Below are 22617 nucleotides of genomic sequence, written 5' to 3'. Positions count from 1 at the left end.
GGGACGATTACCTATGGCCCCGCAACTGAACCGACCCGACCCGCCCTACCTGCAGATCGTCGACCACCTACGACGCCAGATCATGTCCGGCGAACTCCGCGAAGGCGATCGCGTGCCGACTGGCCGCCAGATCGCGCAGGAATGGGGCGTCGCGATCGCGACAGCTACCAAGGTGATCACCACGTTGCGCAGCGAAGGCCTTGTAGATGCATCGCCCGGTCGAGGAACAGTCGTGAAGACCGCTGCCGCCTCGCATTCCCCTACAGACCGGGCCGTGGCAATCCGGCGTACCGGGCGCATCTACCCGCCTGACGAGCACGCAAAGATCAAGTCAGCGGCGCTGGTTGACGCGCCAGAGCACGTGGCCGATGCACTGGGTATCGAGGCCGGCGCTCCCGCCATTCGCCGGCAGCGCGTGACGTATCGCGGAGATCAGCCTGTCTCCGCGTCCACGAGCTGGTTCGACGGCCAGCTTGCCGAGCTCGCCCCGCGTCTCCTGCAGACCGAGAGGATCCTGCAGGGCACCTTCGGCTACATCGAGGAAGTTGCCGGGAGCACCATCAAGACCTCGCGGGAGCAGAGCGCTGCTAGCGCTGCCACTGAGCAGGATGCGCAGGACCTAAGGGTTCCTGTTGGGTCACCAGTCCTGCGAGGCCGAAACTGGATCTACGACAGCGACGGTCTAGTGCTGGAGTACGGCGAGTACGTGTCCGCTCCGGAGCGGTGGCAGTCATATGAGTTCGAGATCAACTAGAAGACTAAGGAACCTCTCTGTGGAACTGATCCATTCAGGCAAGGTCCGCGACGTCTATGCAGACGGCGACGACCTCATCCTGGTCGCCTCCGACCGCGTCAGCGTCTACGACGTCGTGCTGCCCACGCCCATCCCCGACAAAGGCAAGGTCCTCACGCAGCTCAGCCTGTGGTGGTTCGACCAGCTTGCCAACGTCTTCCCAAACCACGTGATCAACACGGACGTGCCCGCCGAGTGGGCTGGCCGCGCCGTACGGTGCCAGCGCCTGGAGATGCTGCCGGTCGAGTGGATCGCCCGCGGTTACCTGGCCGGCCTGGGATTGCAGGAGTACCGCGCGAAGGGCACGGTGTCCGGGGTGCCGCTCCCGGCTGGGTTGCTTGAGGGCTCGAAACTCCCCGAACCGATCTTCACGCCGACCACGAAGGCGACGGCCGGGCACGACGAATTCATCACCTTCGACGACGTCGTCGACCAGATCGGCGCCGACACCGCCGCTCAACTCCGAGACGTAACTCTGGAGATCTACCGGCGCGGTGCGGAGATCGCCGCCGAGCGCGGCATCATCATCGCCGACACCAAGCTCGAATTCGGCGTCGCCGACGACGGCACGCTAGTCCTGGCCGATGAGGTCCTCACCTCCGACAGCTCCCGCTTCTGGCCAGCGGACTCCTGGGAGCCGGGAAGGGCGCAGCACGCGCTCGACAAGCAGTTTGTCCGCGACTGGTCGTCCACCTTGGACTGGGACCGCACCCCGCCGGGCCCGCCAGTTCCCGACGACATCGTGCAGGCCACCCGGGCCCGGTACATCGAGGTCTACGAGCGCATCACTGGAATGCCATGGAAGGAGCCCGGCGCGTGACGACCAACCGGCAGTACTTCGATCCGACACACCTGGTTCGCGAGGTGCGGGAGCTACTGCACGCGCACGGGCTCGACACCGACCGCCCAGGCGATCAGCGCCTAGCCTCCACCGCGGCGTCAATGTTGTTGAGGGCCCTCGGGGTCACACCGGCGATGGACGGCGTGGACGCGCTCGCCAGGGCGATGGACAAGCCGTGGGTTGAGGCTGACGACGCTGCGGCGGAGTACAGAGCACCGTCAAACTGACTTCGCAAGAAGAGGGCCTCGGCTTCAGTCGGGGCCCTTTCGCATGCGCGAAGAAGGCGACAACCTGATCAGGTAGGGGCAAGACCTCTACGGCGAGTACGTGGAACTGCCTGAGCAGGGGGCCACGATGGGCATGCCGGGATACGGAGCAACTGCCTGGGCATACGGCGCGGGCGAGGTGACCGAGCGAGAGCGGATGCTGGAAGCCTACCGATGGGCCTCCTGCTTGACGGAACGCTGCTGGGACCCCACAGAAGTTTCGGAATCTGTGGGGCTGATCTACGAGTTCCTCAGCTGGTACAAAGAGGGCACGCGCGAGGACTTCGCGTTCGTGATCGGCTGCCTGGAGCTACAGATCATGAACTATGGATTGCACCCGCTGAACTGCCGTCAGGACGAACGCGCGGCGCGGCTGGCAGAGATGCGGAAGAACAGATCCGCCCGGGCGCTCGCCAAGGAAGTCGTGAAGTCGGCCGAGAAGCTTCTCGAATACGTTACGGACGACTACGGCCGCTGACCCCCCTCCTGGACGATCCTTGTGTGACGTGGGGAGAACGAGGGCAAGCGACATGATTTCCGACCATGAGACCACCTGACCCATGATCACTATGGCGAGCGTCCGATACACGTGCACACCGATGTGAGATCGTGGCGCCCATGACCACAAATGCCACCGCTCCGAGCGGCGCAACCACTGCGGCCATCACTCGCCGCACCGACACATTTCTCGTGACCATCGCCAACCAAAAGGGCGGCGTCGGCAAGACCATGCTGGTGCTATCCCTGGCCGCCCACACGGCCAAGGCCAACGGCAAGGCGTTCGTCTGGGACATCGACCCACAGGCCAACGCCTACGATCTGACCAGCGTCATGGAGACCCCTGGCTACGACGTGGTGCACGAGTTGGACCCGAGCCAGGTCGCCAACGTACGCAAGATGCGCCAGTACGACACCATCTTCGTCGACTGCCCCGGCAGTCTGGAGGGCCACGACATTCTCTCCCAGATCGTCAAGGCCTCCACCTTCGTCCTCATCCCCTACGACCATGAGCCAGAATCGGTTCTCCCCACGCTGCGAACTGCCAAGCGGGTAGCCCAACTGGGCATCCCGCATGCCGTGGTCGTGACCAAAGCCAACCCTCAAGTCGGCGCTGATCACGTGATGGACGCCTGGAAGACTCTCGAAGACCAGGGCATACCGCACTTCCACTCGTTCGTCCGGCTCTACCGGGCCTGGCCCAACAGCCTCAAAGCGGGCGTGCCCATCACTCGCTGGAACGAGCGGTACGCGCCGAAGATCCGTGAGGACATCGCGGCCGTACACACCGAACTCCTGCTCAACATCGGCCGGGTCCACGGGGCCCGCGCATGACGGCGGCCAGGGATGAACCCATGAGCAAGCAGAACAGGCGCAAGGGCTTCGACGAACTTCTCGCCCGACGTGAAGAACTGGGTGACGTCTCTCCACCATGGGCGGATGTCGAAGCCTCATCCGATCCTGAGCCGATCGACGGGAAGATCGTCTCCTCTACGGATCTCGACAACAAATTTGTTGTCGAGATCGACGGCAACTCCTCACTGGAGGAGATCGAAAACCGGATCACCACGATCCACCGCCAGTTCTACGGCGAGCTTGGCGTGCTGCTTGGATACATCCGGGACGGCAAGAAGTGGGAACCCAGCGGCTATAAGTCGTGGCCTGAGTACCTGCGCATCCGCTGGAACTGGACAGCGTCCTACGGAAACCGTCTCATCTTGATCGGTCCAGTAATCCAGGGACTGGCTCAGTACTCGGATAAAGAGATCAGCGCCGGTCAGGGGCACGCTATCGCCCCGGTCTGGTACGACGTAAGCCACGATGCTGCGATCGAGGTGTGGAAGGCAACGCCCGGCCGAAAGTCGGCTGCCGCCTTGGAGAAAACGGCTATTGACCTGGGCTACCTCCAGCCGAACACCACGAAGGAGAGCAAGAACACCTCGTCTTCGCTCTGGAAGCGGTATGACGACGCCCTCACTGTGCTGGATGACGAAGATGGCCTCCGAAACCTAGCCCAAGACGCTCCAGAGAAGGGCTTCGCTGTGGCCTACAAGCTCTTCAAGGTCGCATCGGAGATCAAAAACGACCTTCCCGAGGAACTGCGAGCAAAGCTGGAAGGCGAACTGGAAGGCGAACCAGCAGAAGATTAGGTGAGCTCACCCTAGAAGAAGGGCGCGTGGACAAACGTCACGCGCCCTTCGCAATTTCGGCGCCCGCCGGCCCTCGATCGGTTCTACCGGCGTGAGGGAGCGGTGGCCGCGCGGGCGCGGATCATGACGCACAGGCGCACGGTTAGCCCCGCATCTTCTCGACCATGAGCACCCGGGCCGCCTCGGCCTCGGTCGCCGCGCGGACTTCGACGAGTTCGTTCTCGTGGCGCAGGATGGTGACGATCCCGGTCAGCAGGGTGAGTCGGCGGATGCGGTCACGGGCGATGATCTGCCGGTCGACCGAGAACACCTCGGCATGGTCGTTGTCGTCCTTGCCAAATGTCCAGGCGCGGCCGCTGATCCCGGGAGCGGGCCTGAGCAGAACGGTGCGGACGCTGGAGGGATCCAGTCGGTAGGTTGGCGCGTCGTGCGGGTTCAACTCCTCGCCGATGCGCATGCTCACCCGTAACTGCACGGCGTACAGATCGAGCTCCGACTGCGGCCAGGATTGGATGTTCCTGGGCAGGTTGCCGAGCATGTCCATACGCAGATCGCCCAGCGTCTCCTCGATGCGCCGCCAGGCATCGGCGGTCTCCTGAGGAATGAACTGGCGGCTGATGAACTCGTCGCGGGGGACGCGCTCCAGTTGGGCAGGAGAAAACGGGAGCGGCACCCTGACCGGAAACTCGGGCACAGCCGAAGGAAGCAGTGCGGGCCAGCGCTCTGGCCGTGCCACGGTGGTGTCAGAGGCCAGCGGGAGAACGTCACGCATCCTCTCGGGATCCCATCCGGTCGCCTCCGTTTCCGCGCGCAGAACCGGGCCGGCGGCATCGGCCAGCGGCCAGAACCTCAGCAGCCACGCCTCCTCGACGGCCTCGCTCACGCTCGCGTCGTAGTCAGCCGGCTGGGTGCGTACGGGCCCGGTGTAAGCGCGCACGCCGTAGGCGAAGAACGGCGGGCCCAGCAGCAGAGCCTGCCCAGAAGGGCTGTGCATGAGGCCGCACAGCAGCACCGTGCCGCCCGGGCTGAGGTAGACGACCTGCCCGGCCTCGGCCCACGGCTCACCGGGCGCAGGAGGCTCGGCGTCCCATGCCTCCATCCGGACACGCGCCGTACGCGCCCGCGCCTGGCTCTTGATCCTGAGCTGCCCGAGGGCGATCGCGTCCGGGCCGGTCAGCAACGAGCCGACCTCATCCTCCTCTTCGGCCTCCAGGCCGAGCCCGGATCCGTCACGAAGGTCGAAGCGACCGTACGAGATCGGCACCTCGTCCTCGACACCTCGAAGCAGTCCAGCCATTGCCCCTCCAACGTGATCATGTGCTGGTGGATCGAGACCCTAGCGACCCCGAGCGACAATCCAGACGGAGATCTGTCGTCGCTGTACTGCGCCTGGCAGACCGCCCACCATCTGGGAAGAACGAACCGGTCATCAGGCCTGCGAGTGCCTGGACCAGTGGCCGCCCGGCGCCGTTGATCGCCTCGCCGTACGGCTGCGCCCGTGCGCCAAGAGCCACCACCCGACAGGGCGCGGCACGACGACACTAAGCTGGTCGATCGGAGCTTCGCCGAGCTGCGACGGTTGTGACCCTTTGAGGAGTCCGCTGGTGCCGGGGCGGTGGGCGCGCAGCAGCTCGGCTATCACATGCCGCGGTCCGGCGAGCGGGTCGTGGGCGTGTCAGCTCTGTTCTGCGTCATCGCTGGCGGGGGCATCGACCCGGACACGGGATCCGGCGGCCTTGGTTGCGGCTACCACCAGCTGGTCGTCGCCGAGCGCGTAGGCCAGCAAAGATCGTCGCTGCCGCGCCATGACACCGGGGGACTGTGACCATTTCTGGTCCATGGCCCTGTCTTGCAGAGGGAGTCGTGCCGGATATGGATACTGCCAGTCAGTCTCGTTCAGCAGATCCCACAGTCGCTCCTGCAGCCGATCCCACTCGTCGTAGATCTCCTTTAAGTGCCGGCGTCCGAGCACGCGACGCACGTCTCGTCGCGCTACCCCGTGGATGTCGCGCCAGAGAGTTCTCCACTCCGCCGCCGCCTGTGTCAGCTCCCTGATGGAGCGGCCTTGCTTCGATTCCCCAGCCGTACGGACCCGCTCGTAGACGACGTCCGCCAGCTCGGCCCCGAAGAAGAACAGATTGCCCATGGATGAGCTCACACACCTGGCCGAACCGTCGAACAGCGCCAATCTACGACTCAGTTGCCTGCGTCGCCGCTGATCGCGGCACCATGGGAGAACGGGACGGGCTTCAGCGATCCGGTCATCCAACTCTGCCAAGTAGGCGGCTCGCCAGCGGGCGACGACCGCAGGCTCAGCCAGGCGTTTCCGGGTAAACGTCTCCAGCTCGCCATCCACTTCGGTTACAGGCACACCAGTTTGCTCACAGTCGGAATCGGCGCAGGAATATAACGCGATCGAGGCATACCAGCCCGTCGCCATGTCGCTTCCGACCAGCGTCCCGCCGCACAGCGCACAGCGCAGGACGCCCACTCCGATGTGCGTACCGCCGCGCCCCCCGGCCTTCGTCTCGGGTTGCCGCCAGGTCCAGTCGCGCAGCGCCTTGGCGGCCTGACGCGCAGTTAATTCAAGATCAGCAGTCATGTCGCTGCTTCCCTCTCATCCGGCCGTGCCGGCAGCGTACAACGGATCATGAGACCGATCACGACGGGCCTCGGCGAAGAGACCCCGCCCCGGTGGGCGGCCGACACCGCGAGCCAGGCGCGTGGGTGCGCGACAGCTGATCTCCGGGCCGCGTCGGCGGCGGCTGATTCACTGACGCACGCGGCCGCCGAGACAGGCGCGGACGCTGATGGAGGGGAATCGGGATGAGAAATCCAGGGCCGTTCGGCTTGTACGTGGAGGGCTGGGAGAACCGCAGCGTGTGGGGGTGGGATGAAGGCACTGGCAGCTGGTGGGCGCAGCTGTGGCGCGACAACCTGCCCGACGACCCGATCGCGGATGCGCCGCACGTGGGGATCGGCCCGCTGTACGGCCAGCACATCCCGGCCGTCAGCAGCCTGGTGCCGCTGATCGCGGCCGCGACCGGCGTGGAGCCGGACCGCGTCGACCAGCTGCTTGCCGAGAGCATGAGCTGACCGCCCCCCGGGTCCCCGCCGCCCGTCGGCGTAGCCGGCGGGGCCCGGGAAGGTCAGCGGGACAGGCCGGGCCCGCGGTCGACTCCGTGGCTGGGCGGCGGCCGGTATGCCTCCCGGCGCTGGCGTTCCTGTTCGCGCTGCTGGCCGGGTGCCGGCCGGGTGGGGCCGTCCTCGCGGGCCTGGCGCTGGCGTTGGGCGTGCTCAGCGCGGGCGGCACGTTCGATGTCGCGCCGGTCGGGCGGCAGGTCGGCGCGGCGCTGCTGTTCCTCCTGGACCGCCGCCAGCTCGGCGTGGGCCAGGTCGTGGTCGTGGCGGGCCCGGGTCGCGCGCTGGCCGGCATCGTCGACGTCGCGGGCCCGGGCGCCGCGCAGGGCGCTGTCGAGATCGCGTTCGAGGTCGTGATGGCGGCGGCGGACCAGCGGCCACACGTTGCCCGAAGGCGCCTGGGTGGCGGCGTGCTCGGCAGCCGCCTGCAAGGCCGGGCCCTGCCGACGGACCTGCTCCAGCCGCTCGCGCACGGCCGCCAGCTCGGCACGGATGCGCGGCACGTCGGCCTGCAGTTCGCGACGGCGGGCCCGGTGTGAGGGGCGCAGCCTGCCCAGCGAGGCGAGCTCGCGCTGGAGGTCGGCCTCGCGCTGGCTCAGCCGACGGATCTGCTCACGGCCGTCGATCACACTCTGCCGGGCGCGCTGCAACTCCCGGGCGGCCGCGTCGGCCGCGTCGATCTGGCGGACCTGCTCAGCGAGCCGGTCCCGCAGCCGCTGCAGCGCGGCTTCGGCGGGGCCGCCACCGTCGCGGGCGTGGCGGCGGGCCTGCTGTTCGGCGGCCCGGACGGAGGCGGCCGCCGCCGTCAGGCGCTCGGTTAGCGGCCGCCGCCGGGCGGCCAGCTGCGCGTCGGTGAGCAGGCCCGCTCCGAGCGGGAGCCGGCTCAGGGCCAGCAGGGCGCCGGCTCGCTGTACGGCGACCCGCGCCTCCCGCTCGGCGTCCTGCAGCCGCTGACGAGCCTGGGCGAGGACTTCGGCGTCCTGGTCGACCAGCCGCCCGCCATCGCCCGCCGACGGGGCGTTGCGGGTGCGCTCGGCGTCGTCCTGGCGGCCGCCGGCATCTCGCCCCGGCGCGGGCGTGCCCTCCCGCCCCGCTTCAGGCTCAGCGTCTCGCCCGGTGTCACGCTCGGCGCGGTCACGGGCCCAGTCGGCCAGCCGCTCGACAGCCCGCTGGGCGTCGGCCTGCGGGGCGAGCTCGAGTTCACTCACGCGCTCGGCGTGCTGGCGGGCGATGGGGTGGGGTTCGACGGTGACGAGCCGGTCGGCGCGGTCGCCTTGCAGCATGTTGGCGTAGGCAGCCAGTGCGCGCTGCAGCTCGACCGGGTAGCCGTCCGGCTCGCCGAGCCGGGCCCGGTCGGCGTCGGTCTCCAGCAGCTCACGCGGCAGGTAGAGACGGACCGCCTCACGGTCGCGGGACATGGACGCATACAGGCTGTGCGGGTCCAAATGCATCCCGTAGACCAAGGCCCGGTCGACGGTGACGCCCTGGGTGGCGGCCACCGTCATCGCGGTGCCGTACGACAGGCCGCCGGCGGCGATGTAGTCGGAGGTGATCCATTCCTGTTGCAGGCGGGGCCCGTCGGGGTGCGGGGCGCGCCATTCGACCAGCACCCGCCGCTGATCGTCGATCGCCCGCACGCGGCCGCGGTAGCCGTTGAGCACGTCCGCGCCGCCGTGGCCGCGCCGGGCCCGGTAGTCGTTCTTGTGCACCCGCACGTGGTCGCCGACGGCCAGGGCCAGCGTGCGGCCGCCGACCTGGTGGTAGCGGGTATCGGGGCCGGTGATCTCACCGGCGGCCCGGCGCACCGCGCGGGCCGCGTTGTTGAGCCGGTCGACGTCGGCATTACTGCCGGCCAGCAGCGCCACCGCGGCCAGCTCGGCGTGCACGTCACCGGCGTAGCGGGCGCGGGCGCGCTGCCAGTCGGCCAGCATGCGCGCCATCGTGTCCTCAGCCTGGCGGCCGGCGTGCACCCGCCCGGCTTGGCTCCAGGTGCGCAACGCCTGCTCACGCTTCCCGGCCCGCCACAGCGCGAGCGCGGCCCGCTCGCCCGCATCGCGCTGGCGCCGGTTCTCGCCGAGTACCAGGCCTTCGACCTGTCGGTGGATCGCCGCGAACAACCCGCCGACGCCGATCGCGCGCAGCTGGACCGGGTCGCCGATCAGCACCACCTTCGTCGCGGTGCGGGCGGCTTCGGTCAGCAGGGTGGCCAGCTGCCGGTCGTCCACGATCGCGCCTTCGTCGACGACCAGGACGTCGACGCCGTCCAGGCCGGGCCCGCGCTCGATGCGCTGCAACCAGCCGGCGATAGTGCGAGAGGCGATGCCGGACTCGGCGGCCAGCCCCATCGCCGCCACCGCGGCGGTGGCCGCGCCCGCGACCACCAGGCCGCGGCTCTCCCACGCCGATCGGGCGGCGGCCATGATGGTCGTCTTGCCCGCGCCGGCCACCCCGATGACCGCCTCGACCGCGTGCCCGCCGCCCACCAGCCGCTCCACCACCTGCCGCTGCGACTCCGACAGCGCCAGCCCGGTACCGGCCTGGTAGGCGTCGATGGCCAGCGCGGCCGCCGCGTCGTCGACGACGGCCAGGCCCGCCCCGTACCCGGCGCGCGCCGCCGCCAGGCCATCCTGTTCGGCGCCGGTGATGTCGGTGGAGGTGTAGCGCTCGCCGTTGGACAAGGTGGCCGCCCCGGCGGGCCTCTCCACCTGCACCACCGGGCCGTACCGCAGCACTTGGTCGGTCAGCGCGTCGGCGTCGGCCAGGCCCTCGACGCCGTCCGGCAACGCGTCCATCACCTCGGCGAGCACGTCGGCCCGCGACACCGTCTTGGTGTGGCCGGTCAGGCCGTCCTCCGGCCGCCAGATCCACGCGGCGATCTCCGCCGGGCTGGGCCGCTGCGCCAGGCCGGGCGTGGCCGCCAGGCAGGCGGCGGTCAGGGCGGCTGCCTCGGTGCCGGCGGCGCGGGCCTGCTCACGCCAGGACGTGCGCGCATCCACCGGCCCCGCCCGGACACTGTCTTTGGCCGCGCGAGTCTTGGCACCGGCGGCCTTACGCTGCGCCGTGCTGGCCACCGTGGTAGCCACGGCGATGTCGTCCAGGCCCATCGCGGCCAGCAGCTCGGCGGCGGCCTGGCCGCCCCGCTTGGAAAACAGCGCGCGCAGCTCGGCGCCGACGCCGGCGATCTCCCACGCACCGGTGTGCTCATCGCGCCGCCAGGCGATGCTGTACCGCTCGCTCAGCAGCCGCCGTAACCGCGCCTGCACCAGCGTGCCCGCAGCCTTGACGTGCCGGTGCAGGTCGCGGCCGCCGTCACCAAACACGCCCCACGTGCCGTCGGTGCCGCGCAGCATGCCGGCGAACATCACATGAGCGTGCAGATGCGGATCCCCCACCTGCCCACGCACCGGCCGCGCCGATCGGTGCCACATGACCCAGAGTCTCCACGGTGACGTCGGCCTCGCCGGCGGCTTGCTGCAGCGCCTGCAGCAAGCCGATGGCGGCCAGGCGTGACAGCGGATGGCTCGCCTTCTTCGGCTCCACCAGTTGCTCACCGGTGCCCGGGTGGCAGCCGTCCATCAACGCCCGGGCGGCCTTGTGGTGCTCGGCGGTCAGCGGCAGGCCCGCTGCGATGCCCTTGCCTTCCAAGCCCAGTTGGGCGAGGCCGGACCCGATCCACGTCAGGCCGCGCCCCTGCTCCTGCTCACCTCCGGCGAGCTCGCCACGGGCGCTGTCATCGGCGAGGCGGTAGGCGACCTGATCGCAGCCGGCGCCCTCGTTCAGCCGGTAGTCAATCTGCGCCTGGCAGGGACCGAGCACCGTCACCCACGCCACGCCCGATCACCTCCACCCACCCCGCACCGCACCTGACTTGCGGTTCTTCGGTCCTTCGTATGGCGTCAGCCATACCTGGGTTCTTCTTCCGATCTTGACCTTAAGTGAATGGTGACATCTGATGATGATGTCGGGCAATGAGGACTGTCAGATATTGCTGAGGTTGTGGTGGCCAGACTGGTGAAGGGAATCGTTGAGGATCTTGGATCGTCCGCTTCGGCTCGCTGTGCGTGCCGGTTGAGCCTGCCGGCGGAGAAGGGGAAACCTCGGGGGCGCGCCAGGCTGCTGCCACACCTTTGTGTCCCGCACGTGACCCATGAGGGATCTTGTTTGGCGGGCGGGGCGCGGCGAGCCTGAGGGCCATCAGGGCTTGGCGACGGCGAGGGAGGCAGGCCGTGACACTGGCTCGTACGTGGAGTGCGGTCGCGCTGGCGAGCATGATGCTCGCCAGCATCGTCGGATGCGGGGCTCCCCCCGAAGAACACGAAAGCCGGCTGCGGAAAGCCGCGGGCCTCACGACGTTCCGGATCGTGTGCGTAAAAGACTTGTGGGAAAGAACGTCCATCGGCGGATATAACGATCCGGAGATCAAGGCGGCGAAGGTGACTCCCGGCCCCAGCAGGTTGGTCACGGTCGACCTGTCCGGCCCTCAGCTCGTGGACTACCTGCGGATCCTGGGATCGGACGCATTCCCGGAGAGCGGCCCAGCCGATCCGTTGTCACTCCGGATGTACAACGCGATCGCGCCAGTTGTCGACAAGGTCAAGGAGGGAGCTCCCCCCGGCCAGGTTCCCGAGGTTCGTGTCGACGACCCTGTGGGCAACTCGCCAGGATCACCCACGCCGACCACCACGTCCAGTCCCACGGCCACCAAATGACTCGGTGACCTTCACTTGCCGGCCCACTTCATCAGCAGTCGTCTTCGTCGTCCTGGTGCTCGTTCTTGTCGGCCTGTGACTGCGCTTCGCGGTCCAGGCCGTCGCGTGCGCTGGGGCTGTCTGGGTCCTTGGCGACCGCGGACTGCACCCGGGCGGCGGCTTCCTTGTCCCAGGGAGTGTGTCTGCTCATGTCCTCCGGCCTACCCGCGCGCGTTCGGCAACTGGGCATGCCGGAGCAACCCGTACGTCAAAGATGCATCGGTACGTGAGTGTCGCGCACGGGCGCGTAAGCCTGTCCGCGAGGTCCGCCAACATCGTCTTTCGGCAATCGCCCGCGCGTGCTGAGGTGACCGCATGGCCCCCACCAACGCCGCCGACCGGCTGGCAGTCGCAGGAATGATCGTGTTGACGCTGGCGCTGGCCTGGACCAGCGTTGAGATTCAAGGTGTCGCCGCAGATGGATCCGCCCCTTGGACGCGCGAGTGGGTAACCGGGTGGCTGATCGGACCGGCGATGTCGCTACTCGTACTGGCCGTGTTCGGCGCCCGCGTCTACCTGATCACGCGCGGTCAGCCGATCCGCTCGCCGAAGCTGGTACGGATCGAGCGGCTGTTCCTCGCGGTGATGCTCGTGCTGTGCGGCTGGCCCCACCTGCCCTGGGTCGCCGACACGTTCAGCCTCTGGGGGCTGGCGCTGCACGTCCTGGCGCCGGTCGTCGCGGTCGCCGTGGTGGCCGGCCTGCCGATGATCCTCACCAACCGGTGGACGGCTGACGGGCTCGACGAGCGCGGCGGCGCTGCCTGAGCGCCGGGCAACACTGTGCGCTAACTCTGATGTGATCTTGATGGTTTCAGGGTCCTGGGATTCTGGTCAGTGAGGTTTCCGCTTGGGCCTCGGTCAGGTCTGGCGGCCGGGTGTCAACGGCTGCTCCATGAACAGCAGCAGGCCCCCGCACGCGCTGTGCGGGGGCCTGCTGGTGGGAATGCTGGGCAGGCGTCCGGGCCGGTAGCGTCGGGTCCCGGACGGGGCAAGCCAGACGGTCGCCGAGCCCCGGTCGCGGGGAACACTCGGGGGAAGTGGGTACATATCCCACCTGTGGCAGAGACTTCTCCCGCGTGGGATCCCACCCCCCTGGCGGTTGCTGAATTCACCGCCCTGCGCGCCGAGATCGTGCACTTAACAGGTCTGCAGTCTCAGATCATCACGCTGACAGTTGTAGCCTTCGGCGCCATCGTGCCGGTGGGGCTTCAAAATAACAACGCCGCAATCGTCCTGGTTTACCCGCTGCTGTCTCTGATCCTGGGCATCGTATGGCTGTACAAGGCACACCTGATCACTCGTATTGCGGCTTACCTCCGCAGTGGAGTGGAAGATCGCGTGGGACACCATAATCTCGGCTGGGAGCACTTCGTCCAGCAGCACCCGCTCCCGCGAGGACGATTCGCCTACTGGGGGCTTCGCTCCATATTCCCGACGACCTCTCTTCTAGCGATCGGGGCCAGCATCCACGTTGCTAAGCCATCGATCACACTCTTCGCCCTATACGGCCTGGCCATCATGGTGAACGTCACCAGCGTTGTGGTCTTCACCGCGTGGAGGGAACCCGCTCCGGAGCTGAAACCCAGGCGTCTCCGTAGCCGCAAGGTCGTCACGGCACGACCCGCTGGTGAAAGGGCGACACCATCAGGCCCCCGCACAGCTGTGCGGGGGCCTGGAGGACCGTCCCCGTTCAGGTGGCGCGGTCGCGACGGCGTCGCGCGGCGCGGATTTCGGCGTCGGTGACCTTGTCGTCGAGCAGCGCGTAGAGCTGGGTGGCCTCGGTGGAGGCGTGGCCGAGGCGGCGGGGCACGGCCTCGATGGACACCCCGGCATTGACGAGTTCGGTGGCGTGGGCGTGGCGCAGCTGGTGGATGTCGATCTCGACCTTGGCCTGCGCGCGGCCGCGCTGAGCAACACCGGCAGGGAGTAGCAGGCCGGGTTTGTCATGGCCGCCCCCTGCGGTCGCCGTCGTATCGAAAACGCTCCACTGGGTCGCCGAGCGTCCACATGCCGTTGACCCGGTCGACGGTGCGCCGGTACGCCTGCTCTTCGGTCTCGGTGAGCACCACGTCGTCGGCGGGGCCGGCGGCGGCCAGGCGCTCGCGCAGCAGCTCGGTGTCGTCGGTGTCGGCCAGGTCCAGCAGCCCGGCGAGCTGGGCGGCGCGCATGACGAGCTCGCCGGCGGGCATGCTGGCGCGGCCTTCCTCCAGCCCTTCGCGTACGGCGTCGCTCGCGCTCGGGTCGCCGAGCACCCGGGCCGCCGCGGCGAGGATGTCGACGTCGGCCGCCTCGACGTCGACCAGGCGCAGCGGCACGAACTCATACCGGCCGTCACTGGCCAGCAGGCGGCCGGTCCGCCCGGCCTTGGTGGCGCGCTCGCCCTGGGTGGGCGCGATCGCGTCCCACACCCTGCGCAGCGCGTTCAGGGCGGCGCCAGCGGCGAGCGGGGCGGGCAGCTCACCGGCTTCCACCCCGCCGTCTTCTTCCCAGCCGCCGTAGGTCAGCAGCAGTTCCTCCAGCTCGGTCATCGCGTGGGTGAGGTCGATGTCGAGATCGGGCAGCAGCACAGTGCGCAGCGTGGACGTCATGTGGGCGAGGAACTCCTCACGCAACGCGCTGGAGCGGTCCGTCAAGGTCATCAGCTCGATCAGGGGAGACATCCGGGCCAGCCCGCCGGACACCGGACGCTCGCCGACGTCGCGGCCGTCGGCCTGGGCGTGCGCGAGCGCCCACTTGTCCAGGTAGGCGGCCGTCTCGTCCGGCGTTGAGGTCCCCGCCGGCATCCGGTTGTAGGTGCGCGCCTCCAGCCCACCGATCCCGTAGATCTCATCGGTGACGATCGGGCGCTTGACCGCCGCCTCCCACTCCTCGGGGTCCCGGTAGTAATCGCGGAAAATCCAACAGATATGGGTCTGACCTGCGTGGATGGAAGCTAGGCCCGCCGTCCCGTGATCGTGTTTCTCGAGGAGTTCCCGCAGGTCAGTAGCAACACCGTTGGATCCTGCTCCATTGCTACTGAGACCCCGAACTGAGCGCCCTTACGACGGTAGTAGTCCGCGACCTCCCGTTCCGGCTTGCCGACCGCCCACCGAGCAATAGGCCTTCGGGGAGGCTGAGTGCCGAAATTGGCGGTAGCGACCTGGGGCTTCTTCGCCTGTTAGCGGTCCGTGATGAGGCGTCCAGAGTGATCGTGCAATCTGACGATCACCTGGGTTGCCGGCGCATCTGGCCGCTGATCGCCGTTACCCCCCGGCTCCTTCAGCATCACTGCAAAGACAGGCGCCCCCGGCAAAGGGGCTCCGCCCGAAGTCATCTCTCGATGCCGGATAGACCGGGCGTATTCCCGACGTATTCCACGCTGCTGCCGACGCGTGCAACGATCATTAATCCAGTCCGCCGATGATCACCATTATAGGCGGACGAGGAAGGGACGAAGATGGGGATCAGCAAGCGGGTGCCGGGAGTGCTGGCCGTACTCCTCTTATCCATGGGCGGACTACTGGCGCCGGTCCCGGTGCAGGCGGCGTCCGTCGCCGTGGTCGACGACGACCCCGGGGACCTCGACCCCGAGGCCGGTGGGACCGAGGACGGTCTCGCCGTGGACGCCGAGTCCTACGCCAAGGAGTTCGGGGTCACGACAGAGCAGGCGCGGGCCAGGCTCACGGCGCAGAACGACTTCGGCGCCCTGGTGGAGGAGATCGAAGCGGCCCATCCCGACACGTTCGCCGGATCGACGGTCGAACACGAGGGCGACTTCGGCCTGCGCGTCCGTTTCACCGGTGACACGGTCCCCGAGCAGGCCGCGCAGATCGTGAAGGGCGTGCCGGGGGTCACCCTCCAAGCGGGTGCGCGATACAGCCTCGCCCAAGCCGAGAAGATCATCGACTCGACGGGGAACACCCTCGACACGCACGGCGCGGTCGACGGCGTCTTCTACGACTCGACCAACGAGCGATTCGTGCTGGACATGGTCGGCGCGGCCACCGGCGACCGCTCGCGGGAGGAGGTGATCACCTCGCTGCGGGCGACGCTGCCCGCCTCCCTGCCCGCGGAGATCCGCTCCGCCGAGATCAGGCTCACGCCGCAGTCCGCCGGCGACGGCCAGCGGGGCGGACTGCGGATGGACACGTGCACCAGCGGATTCTCCGTCAGGAACGGCGCAGGTGAGAAAGGCATCCTCACCGCCGGGCACTGCGGCAACACGCAGCGGTACCGCCTCTACGGTTCCAGCACCTGGGTGACGACCTCCTTCCGGAGGCAGGAACGCAACGCCACCAGCGACGTGCAGTGGCACACCCGTCCCAACATGGTCGCCTACGCGAGGTTCCATGCCGCCAGCACCGAGGCGACGCGGCCGGTCACCGGGCGCGTGGTGCGGAGCGGCCAGAACGGCGACTACGTCTGTCACCGGGGGAAGTCCACCGGCTACAGCTGTGGCCGGGTCAGCACCATCTCCTACCGCCCGACCTGGCGCAACGCCTGCGACGGCCCCACCTGCGCGGCCACCTGGATCCGGGTGTCCGGTGCCAACCTGAAGTGCTACCCGGGTGACAGCGGGGGCCCCTGGTTCAACGCCAACCGGGCCTACGGCATCTACAAGGGCCAGTCGTCCACCGGAACCGGGACCGCCGGTTGCAACTGGGCCGTCTACATGGCGATCAACTACATCTCCAGCATCGACGTCTCTCTGCTGTACGCGTGACACCGCCGGCCCCCGGGTAAGGTGCCTGCCGTGGCAGTTACCACCTCCATATGGCAATTCGCGCTCATTGTCGGGCTTCTCACCCTCACCCCGGGGCTGGACACCACCCTGATCCTCAGGACCGCGGCCCTCGGACGCCACCGCAGCGCGTGGGGCGTGGTCCTGGGGATCCAGACCGGCACCCTGATGTGGGGTGCGCTCACCTCGCTCGGCGTGACGGCCCTGCTCACCGCCTCGCACATCGCGTACGAGGCGCTGCGCTGGGCCGGCGCGGCGTACCTGGTCTGGATGGGCGCCCGGATGCTGGCCGGCACCTTCCGCAGGAAGGCGGCCGACGGAGAGCCGGCCACCCCTATGGACGGGCACCCGGTCACCTCGGGAACGGACACGATGCTCCGCGGCTTCCGGCAGGGCCTGACGACGAACCTGCTCAACCCGAAGGTGGGCGTCTTCTACGTCGCCGTGCTGCCGCAGTTCATCCCGGCACAGACCAGCCATCTGGCGATGGGGATCCTGCTCGCCTCGGTGCACGTCGCGCTCGGGCTGCTCTGGTCGACGGCCCTGGTCGCCTTCGCCCGCGGACTGCGCGGATGGCTCCGTAAGGAGCGGGCCAGGCGGCTGCTGGACCGGGTCACCGGGACCGTGATCGCCGCCTTCGGAATCCGGCTCGCGCTCGGAGACTAGGGCCCGGGTGCTGTCTACGCGGCCGTCCCCATCTTCGTGGAGCATCCCTCGCTACCAGGTCCCGTCGCTCGCTATCGCCAACCGTGGCTGGTCGGGCCGGGGTCGGTGGCCGCGTGCGGCAGCCGCCGGCCCGAGCCGTACGGCATCGGCAGCCAGTCGAAGCCGTGATCCGGTCCGACGAGATCGGCCGGCTCGATCAGCTTCGTCAGCTCCACCATCGCGGCGAGCGGCTTGGCCACGCGCCACGCGTTCCGCTCACGGTTCTGTAGCGGGGGACGTGCCCGGCGCGATGGACAGAGCGGAGGTTCACGGCCGAGCAACCGGTGGAGCAGCGTGCCGAGCGAACAGAACGCCGAGGAGGCGTTCTCCTCCCGAGCGTGGCCCCAGCCCCAAGGTGGAGTGATCGTCGCAGGTCGCCCCTCGTGACGGCTTCTCATGGCAGGTGTTCGGTCGGGACAGCCAGGGATGAGTCCGGCGGCTTGTGCTGCGATAACGATGACGGGCACGTTTCCGCAGGTCGTGGTGCTCGCTAAGTCTCTTTATGTCAAGCCGCTGCCCCTCTCTGGCGTACTTGGTCCGCCCTCAATGTGGATCCTGGGCAGTTCTGACCCCCCTATCGGAGTGCCGGGCCCGGAAGATAGGCGCGGGTAACGCATTTGTCACCGCGGCCACCCTCGTGCTGATTCAAGAGCACGCTAGGCGTATGCCTGGAGCTTTAGGAGAAACGACGCGAGCGTCTGCCGCACGGCCATGGCGCAGGATGGCGATCGCCGCAGCGGTGGTGCTGGCAGCCTCGCTCACGGCCGGGCTCATCTGGTTCTTCGCTGATCCGCTGGCCGTTCCGGACAAATGGGTGGAGATACTGAGCTGGCGGGCCAGCGTGATCAGCATGTTCGCCGGGATCGCGTTCGGTCTGACCGGGCTGGTGGTGGCCATGGTGACGCTGCAGGCGCAGACACGTGCCGAACACCGGCAAGCGCAGGTCTCAGCCTCCGGCACCACCGCTGGCCCGGCCACGACGGGCCCATCGCGCTCGCCGGAGCCAGCGGTTAGCCCAGCCCACCGGCAAGAAGATCCGACTGATGATCACCAGCGCACCTATGGCAGCGACCACATCGAGTTTCACCACAACACCTTCCACGGCACAGTCGTCGGAAAGCACGTCTCCAGCCTGAAGCCTGAGCCTTCCCCCGCTGCGAAAGACGAAGATGAGCCCCGCTGAAGGCGACCACATCGACTTTCACGGCAACGCCATCAACAAGGCCGTCGGCGTCGAACACCATCACCACTACCCGCCGGCTCACGAGCCGGGCCACATCGTCGAAGGCGCCATCCCCTCGAGGTGGGCCCGTATGAGCACATGGCTCGCCGGGATCCTCGCCGTCGGACTCGGAGCGGTCCTCATCAACGTGCTGATGAATCCCCCCGAGCAGCGCCCCGTGAGCAACCCGGCTGTGAGCAAACCGCTCCGTAGTGGAGCCCCGCTGCGCGTCGGCCATGTTGCGCACCTGGTCGGCACGGACAGCAGCGTCGTGAAGGTGGTATCGCCCAAGCCGCTCGACCAGGCCCAGCAAACCCAGCTGAAGGCCTACCCCAATAGCGACCTGCAGGCGCTGGCCGCGCGAGTCAAGACGGAAGGCGGGGCCTACCTCGACGCGTTGGCGGTCCAGATCCGGTTGGAGCGTCTGACCGACAAGGAGGTCCGTGTAACGAACGTGACCGTAGAGGAGTTGCGGCGTACCGATCCCCTGAACGGCACGGTCGTCATCGTCAGCGACCAGGGCGGCCAGCCCTCTTCCGAACTGTATTTCGATCTTGATGCTCCGGTTCCGGTCGCCCGGGAGGCGCCACGGGCCGATGCCCCAGGAGCCGCCTACTTCGCCAAGAGGACGCTCCTGTTCCGGCCTAAGGACAAAGACGCGATCCTGGTTGTGCACGCCACCACCAGCCGCTACACCGCGCAGTTCGCGCTCCATGTGCAATACGCCGTGGAAGGTGAACGCGGAGTGCGCACTCTGATCGTAAAGGATCAGGATGGGCAGCCGTTCCGGGTCGCCGCCTGCCGTGCCAAGCCGTATCAGGACGGCTGGTGGTTTGATTACCAGACGATGCGCATGTCGCATACCAAGGGCTTTAAGGCGTGCTCTCGCCCGAGCTGACCCCGGCCGGGTTACCGCTGAGGAAAGGGCGAGAGCCCGGCACACCGCGCTCCGGAGGGATGGCTGGCCTTCTGCGGTTTCGTGGGCGATTTATCGGTGAGCTCTTTTGCGTAGTGGAAGACGCCGTCGGGCCCGGCCTCCCAGAATATTTCGAACTTGTAATACTGCGGGTCGATGCCGCCGCTGCGCCCGATGCCCCACTCGATGACCTGGGGACGGCCGCTCTCACCCGTTCCGCAGATGAATCCGCTCCTCTTCGAAAGGGTCATCCTGGTCATGTTCCGCAACGGCTCCCACAGGGGATCCCTCTCGGTGCGCTCGATCACCACCGAGTGCGGCACCGGCTCGTCGGGACGGGCCGACGTCCGGGTGAAGGCATAAACGTGGGCGACGTAGTCCCCCTTGTCCAGGCCGAGGTCACTATGCGCGACGAACAACTCCGCACGGCCATCGCCGTTGACGTCGCTGAGCCCTATCCAGCCGACTTGGGAAAGCACATCGGAGTGGGAGCTGTAGGGATACAAAGCCTCGCGCCTGACCGTCCCGTCGGCCAGCAGGACATGCGCCACCAGCGTGCCAAGCGCGTCCGGCGTGCTGTCGGCGCTACTGAAGGTCAGCCCGACGACGTCGCGTCGGCCGTCGCCGTCGACGTCGGCGAAACGGGCTCCCAGACAGCGGCCAAAGATCTCCGGGCAGGAACTCTGACGTTCAGGAAACGACAGCTCCGTGGCAGCGGCGCGAGCATGCGGCGCGGGCTGCTCTGTCGCGGGCTCCGGCGACAGCTGCCAGGAGAGCACGATAGCGGCCGTTTCCACCAGGACCACCGCCCAGAGCAAGATCCGCCATACGCGCGCGGATGGCCTCCGCCAACCTCTGATGCTGGACAACACCGACAAAGAGTAGGCCCGTAGCCGCGTGAGCCACGTGGAAATCGCTCACCCCGGCACCATCGTCAGGGAGCAGCTGACGACCGTTCTTAGAGAGCTCTCCGCTCCCGAACATGTCCCGCGCCGCCAGGTAGCGCTGAGTAGCCAGACGCCCGTGCACGGGTTGACAATAAGGGCCGGTAGCGAGCACCACGACCTGCGGAAACGTGCCCGTCATCGTTATCGCGGCACAAGCCGCCGGACTCTCATCCCCGGCTGTCCCGACCGAAACCCGCACCTGCCATGAGAAGCCGTCACGAGGGGCGACCTGCGACGATCACTCGACCTTGGGGCTGGGGTCACGCTCGGGAGGAGAACGCCTTCCTCGGCTTCGTCGAGGTCGTAGACCAGTTCCGGGTCGGCGGCGTTGAGGAAGTCTTAGAGCCTGCTGACGAAGCCTTAAGCGCTCGTGGGCATGGGGCCGTAGAGTGCTGGTCCGATCTTGTTGATGTAGCCCTGGTGGGACCATTGGGACAGCTGGACCCGGAAGCTGTTGACGTTCTCGATTCCGAGGATGGCAGCCAGCTCGGCCCCTTTCCAGGCCCGCCAGGGCTGGCCGGCCAGGAGTTCCAGGACCTTGCCGCGCCGGTCGGGGCTGGACAGGTCCGGCAGTGGCGGCGGGTCGGCCCATCGGCCCGGGGGTGGCCGGCCTGCCAGTTCGCGGGTCAGGCGACGGGTCATCTGGTGCACCATGGCCCACCAGATCAGGGCTTCATGGTGCTCGGGCCTGCGTTCGTAGATCCGCACCAGCCGGCGGTAGCGGGTCAGCCAGGCGAAGGTTCGTTCTGCCACCCACCTGCGCGGCAACACGACGAAGCCGCGGACGTCGTCGGAGCGCTTGACGATCGTGACGGTCAGGTGGAGCACGTCGCGCGCCCAGGTGAGCAGGCGCCCGGCGTAGGCGCCGTCCGCCCAGACCAGCGCGATGGTGGAGAACTTCTCCCGCAGCCGGGCCAGCAGCGGGTGTGCGCCGTCACGATCTTGGACCGACGCGGCGGTGACGATCACGCACAACAGCAGCCCGAGCGTGTCGACCGCGATATGCCGCTTCTGCCCCTTGATCTTCTTGCCCGGGTCGTACCCGCAGGCTGCCGCGCCGACGGTCTCGGCCGCCTTGACCGTCTGGGAGTCGATGCACCCGGCCGTGGGCAGCTCGCCGCGTCCGGCCAGGATGCGCAGGCGGCCGCGTAAGCGTCCGGCGAGCCGTTCGGGCAGACCACGCCGGGACCAGCGCAGGAAGAAGGCGTAGACCGCCGCATGAGGCGGGAAGTCGACCGGCAGGGCCCGCCACTCGATCCCATACCGGGTCACGTAGTTGATCGCATCCAGCCTCGCGCGCAGATCATGTATCATCGGCCTGCCCGTGACCACGACCAGCTCGGCCATCATCGCCCGAGCCTCGGGCTCCAGGACCTCCCATTCGATGTCGGTGAGATCCGACGGGTATGCCGGTTTCCGGCCGCGACATTCGCACCCCGGTGAGGCGCAACCGCTGGCATTCACGACCGCAGGCGTGTAGACAGACAACCACGGGCTCCTGGCCGCTGAGCTGCTTAGACAACACCTCAGCTACCGGGAGCCCGCTCCTGTTCACGGATTAACAGCTCAACGATGACCACACCCCGGCAGTCCCTTTACGCACGCCGACGCCAAATTCCTTTGTCAGCAGGCTCTTAGAGCTGGAAGTCCTCCACTACGACCGGGCCGTCGTGGTGCAGCGCCGCCACCAGGGCGGGCGACAGCCTCCAGGCAACGCTCCGTCGGCCAGGACGCAGCCCATCAGGGCGATGTCGGTGGTCCCGCCCCCTCCACACACCGCGCAAGGGCGGCACGCATGACCCTTTCCCCGGTGCCCAACGTGCCTGACAACCCCAGATAACTTGTCAGGCACGTTTCACGAAAGCCCACATGCCTTACATGCCTGACGCTCTCACGGCACCCCAGATAACCCGCCCCGCCGGCCCCGAACCCCAACCAGCCATCGAGCCCGTCCGCGTGCAGCGGCGGGTCAGCAGCCGCGGCCAGTTCTCCATCGCTGGACAGCGCATCCGCGTCGGCATTGGCCACGCCGGAGCGACCGTGACCATCGAAGACACCGACGGGACCTTCCGCATCACCCACGCCGGCCAGATCATCGCCGAGGTCGCCCGCACCACCACCAAACCCATCGCACGGTTCAAAGTCCGCAAGCCCCAGCACCAACGGGAGGT

Annotated in this window: 22 protein-coding genes and 2 pseudogenes; 14 read left to right on the top strand and 10 right to left on the bottom strand. The window is 68.0% G+C overall.

Going from position 1 to position 22617, the window contains the following annotated elements; genetic code table 11:
• Positions 1-13 precede the first annotated feature (13 nt).
• From ACIBQX_RS48910 to ACIBQX_RS48885, 6 genes are all read left to right on the top strand, one after another.
• Positions 14-754 carry a GntR family transcriptional regulator gene (locus ACIBQX_RS48910; RefSeq protein ID WP_397017367.1) on the top strand — a complete coding sequence of 247 codons (741 nt, stop codon included), beginning with the start codon at positions 14-16 and terminating at the stop codon, positions 752-754.
• Complete coding sequence (locus tag ACIBQX_RS48905; RefSeq protein ID WP_397017365.1) at positions 735-1613, top strand: phosphoribosylaminoimidazolesuccinocarboxamide synthase; 879 nt, start codon at positions 735-737, stop codon at positions 1611-1613. The genes ACIBQX_RS48910 and ACIBQX_RS48905 overlap by 20 nt, the downstream gene beginning before the upstream one ends.
• On the top strand, positions 1610-1861 hold the full coding sequence (locus ACIBQX_RS48900; protein ID WP_397017363.1) for a hypothetical protein: 252 nt from the start codon (positions 1610-1612) through the stop codon (positions 1859-1861). The genes ACIBQX_RS48905 and ACIBQX_RS48900 overlap by 4 nt, the downstream gene beginning before the upstream one ends.
• Before the next feature lie 100 nt (positions 1862-1961).
• Positions 1962-2378, top strand: coding sequence for a hypothetical protein (locus tag ACIBQX_RS48895; protein ID WP_397017361.1), 417 nt, complete (start codon positions 1962-1964; stop codon positions 2376-2378).
• 140 nt (positions 2379-2518) lie between these two features.
• Positions 2519-3232: a ParA family protein gene (locus ACIBQX_RS48890; protein ID WP_397017359.1), complete on the top strand. Its 714-nt coding sequence runs from the start codon at positions 2519-2521 to the stop codon at positions 3230-3232.
• Between the two features lie 20 nt (positions 3233-3252).
• Entirely contained in the window at positions 3253-4047 is a 795-nt protein-coding gene (locus tag ACIBQX_RS48885) for a hypothetical protein (RefSeq protein WP_397017357.1), read from the top strand.
• Between the two features lie 142 nt (positions 4048-4189).
• Here the strand turns inward: ACIBQX_RS48885 and ACIBQX_RS48880 are convergent, their stop codons facing one another.
• Positions 4190-5344, bottom strand: a complete 1155-nt coding sequence (locus ACIBQX_RS48880) for a hypothetical protein (RefSeq protein WP_397017355.1) — start codon at positions 5342-5344, stop codon at positions 4190-4192.
• A 378-nt stretch (positions 5345-5722) separates the two neighbouring features.
• Positions 5723-6649, bottom strand: a complete 927-nt coding sequence (locus ACIBQX_RS48875) for a hypothetical protein (RefSeq protein WP_397017353.1) — start codon at positions 6647-6649, stop codon at positions 5723-5725.
• A 224-nt stretch (positions 6650-6873) separates the two neighbouring features.
• On the opposite strand from ACIBQX_RS48875, the gene ACIBQX_RS48870 reads away from it, so the two are divergent.
• On the top strand, positions 6874-7143 hold the full coding sequence (locus ACIBQX_RS48870) for a hypothetical protein (RefSeq protein WP_397017351.1): 270 nt from the start codon (positions 6874-6876) through the stop codon (positions 7141-7143).
• A 53-nt stretch (positions 7144-7196) separates the two neighbouring features.
• On the opposite strand, the gene ACIBQX_RS48865 is transcribed toward ACIBQX_RS48870, so the two are convergent.
• Positions 7197-10550: an AAA family ATPase gene (locus tag ACIBQX_RS48865; protein ID WP_397017349.1), complete on the bottom strand. Its 3354-nt coding sequence runs from the start codon at positions 10548-10550 to the stop codon at positions 7197-7199.
• Positions 10498-11019, bottom strand: coding sequence for a hypothetical protein (locus tag ACIBQX_RS48860; protein WP_397017348.1), 522 nt, complete (start codon positions 11017-11019; stop codon positions 10498-10500). The genes ACIBQX_RS48865 and ACIBQX_RS48860 overlap by 53 nt, the downstream gene beginning before the upstream one ends.
• Positions 11020-11414: 395 nt before the next feature.
• Here ACIBQX_RS48860 and ACIBQX_RS48855 point away from each other — a divergent pair, with 395 nt between their 5' ends.
• Complete coding sequence (locus ACIBQX_RS48855) at positions 11415-11897, top strand: hypothetical protein (RefSeq protein ID WP_397017346.1); 483 nt, start codon at positions 11415-11417, stop codon at positions 11895-11897.
• Between the two features lie 31 nt (positions 11898-11928).
• On the opposite strand, the gene ACIBQX_RS48850 is transcribed toward ACIBQX_RS48855, so the two are convergent.
• Positions 11929-12087: a hypothetical protein gene (locus ACIBQX_RS48850; protein WP_397017344.1), complete on the bottom strand. Its 159-nt coding sequence runs from the start codon at positions 12085-12087 to the stop codon at positions 11929-11931.
• A gap of 164 nt (positions 12088-12251) precedes the next feature.
• On the opposite strand from ACIBQX_RS48850, the gene ACIBQX_RS48845 reads away from it, so the two are divergent.
• Positions 12252-12701 (top strand): hypothetical protein, encoded by a 450-nt coding sequence (locus ACIBQX_RS48845; protein ID WP_397017342.1) that lies wholly within the window; start codon positions 12252-12254, stop codon positions 12699-12701.
• Between the two features lie 925 nt (positions 12702-13626).
• Here the strand turns inward: ACIBQX_RS48845 and ACIBQX_RS48840 are convergent.
• Complete coding sequence (locus ACIBQX_RS48840) at positions 13627-13815, bottom strand: tyrosine-type recombinase/integrase (RefSeq protein ID WP_397017481.1); 189 nt, start codon at positions 13813-13815, stop codon at positions 13627-13629.
• 64 nt (positions 13816-13879) lie between these two features.
• The gene (locus tag ACIBQX_RS48835; protein WP_397017340.1) at positions 13880-14719 is read right to left on the bottom strand and encodes a hypothetical protein; all 840 of its coding nucleotides are present in this window, start codon (positions 14717-14719) and stop codon (positions 13880-13882) included.
• A 653-nt stretch (positions 14720-15372) separates the two neighbouring features.
• Here ACIBQX_RS48835 and ACIBQX_RS48830 point away from each other — a divergent pair.
• Together ACIBQX_RS48830 and ACIBQX_RS48825 are read left to right on the top strand one after the other, a co-directional pair.
• On the top strand, positions 15373-16638 hold the full coding sequence (locus ACIBQX_RS48830; RefSeq protein WP_355047060.1) for a S1 family peptidase: 1266 nt from the start codon (positions 15373-15375) through the stop codon (positions 16636-16638).
• A 30-nt stretch (positions 16639-16668) separates the two neighbouring features.
• Positions 16669-17322 carry a LysE family translocator gene (locus tag ACIBQX_RS48825; RefSeq protein WP_397017337.1) on the top strand — a complete coding sequence of 218 codons (654 nt, stop codon included), beginning with the start codon at positions 16669-16671 and terminating at the stop codon, positions 17320-17322.
• Positions 17323-17393: 71 nt separating this feature from the next.
• Here the strand turns inward: ACIBQX_RS48825 and ACIBQX_RS48820 are convergent, their stop codons facing one another.
• Positions 17394-17561: a hypothetical protein gene (locus ACIBQX_RS48820; protein ID WP_360657385.1), complete on the bottom strand. Its 168-nt coding sequence runs from the start codon at positions 17559-17561 to the stop codon at positions 17394-17396.
• 521 nt (positions 17562-18082) lie between these two features.
• Between ACIBQX_RS48820 and ACIBQX_RS48815 the strand changes: the two genes are divergently transcribed.
• Both ACIBQX_RS48815 and ACIBQX_RS48810 read left to right on the top strand, forming a co-directional pair.
• Positions 18083-18544 (top strand): hypothetical protein, encoded by a 462-nt coding sequence (locus ACIBQX_RS48815; protein WP_397017335.1) that lies wholly within the window; start codon positions 18083-18085, stop codon positions 18542-18544.
• Positions 18531-19481 carry a hypothetical protein gene (locus ACIBQX_RS48810; RefSeq protein ID WP_397017333.1) on the top strand — a complete coding sequence of 317 codons (951 nt, stop codon included), beginning with the start codon at positions 18531-18533 and terminating at the stop codon, positions 19479-19481. The genes ACIBQX_RS48815 and ACIBQX_RS48810 overlap by 14 nt, the downstream gene beginning before the upstream one ends.
• A gap of 11 nt (positions 19482-19492) precedes the next feature.
• On the opposite strand, the gene ACIBQX_RS48805 is transcribed toward ACIBQX_RS48810, so the two are convergent.
• Together ACIBQX_RS48805 and ACIBQX_RS48800 are read right to left on the bottom strand one after the other, a co-directional pair.
• Positions 19493-20305, bottom strand: coding sequence for an FG-GAP repeat domain-containing protein (locus ACIBQX_RS48805; protein WP_397017331.1), 813 nt, complete (start codon positions 20303-20305; stop codon positions 19493-19495).
• A gap of 768 nt (positions 20306-21073) precedes the next feature.
• A pseudogene (locus tag ACIBQX_RS48800) lies at positions 21074-21910 on the bottom strand (IS5 family transposase); the annotation flags it as partial.
• A 492-nt stretch (positions 21911-22402) separates the two neighbouring features.
• On the opposite strand from ACIBQX_RS48800, the pseudogene ACIBQX_RS48795 reads away from it, so the two are divergent.
• Positions 22403-22617: pseudogene (locus ACIBQX_RS48795) on the top strand (IS481 family transposase); the annotation flags it as partial.

Source organism: Nonomuraea sp. NPDC049714 (assembly GCF_044465295.1).
Lineage (GTDB): Bacteria > Actinomycetota > Actinomycetes > Streptosporangiales > Streptosporangiaceae > Nonomuraea.
Note: the sequence above shows the minus strand (reverse complement) of the source record. Positions and strands in the feature narration are given on the sequence as shown.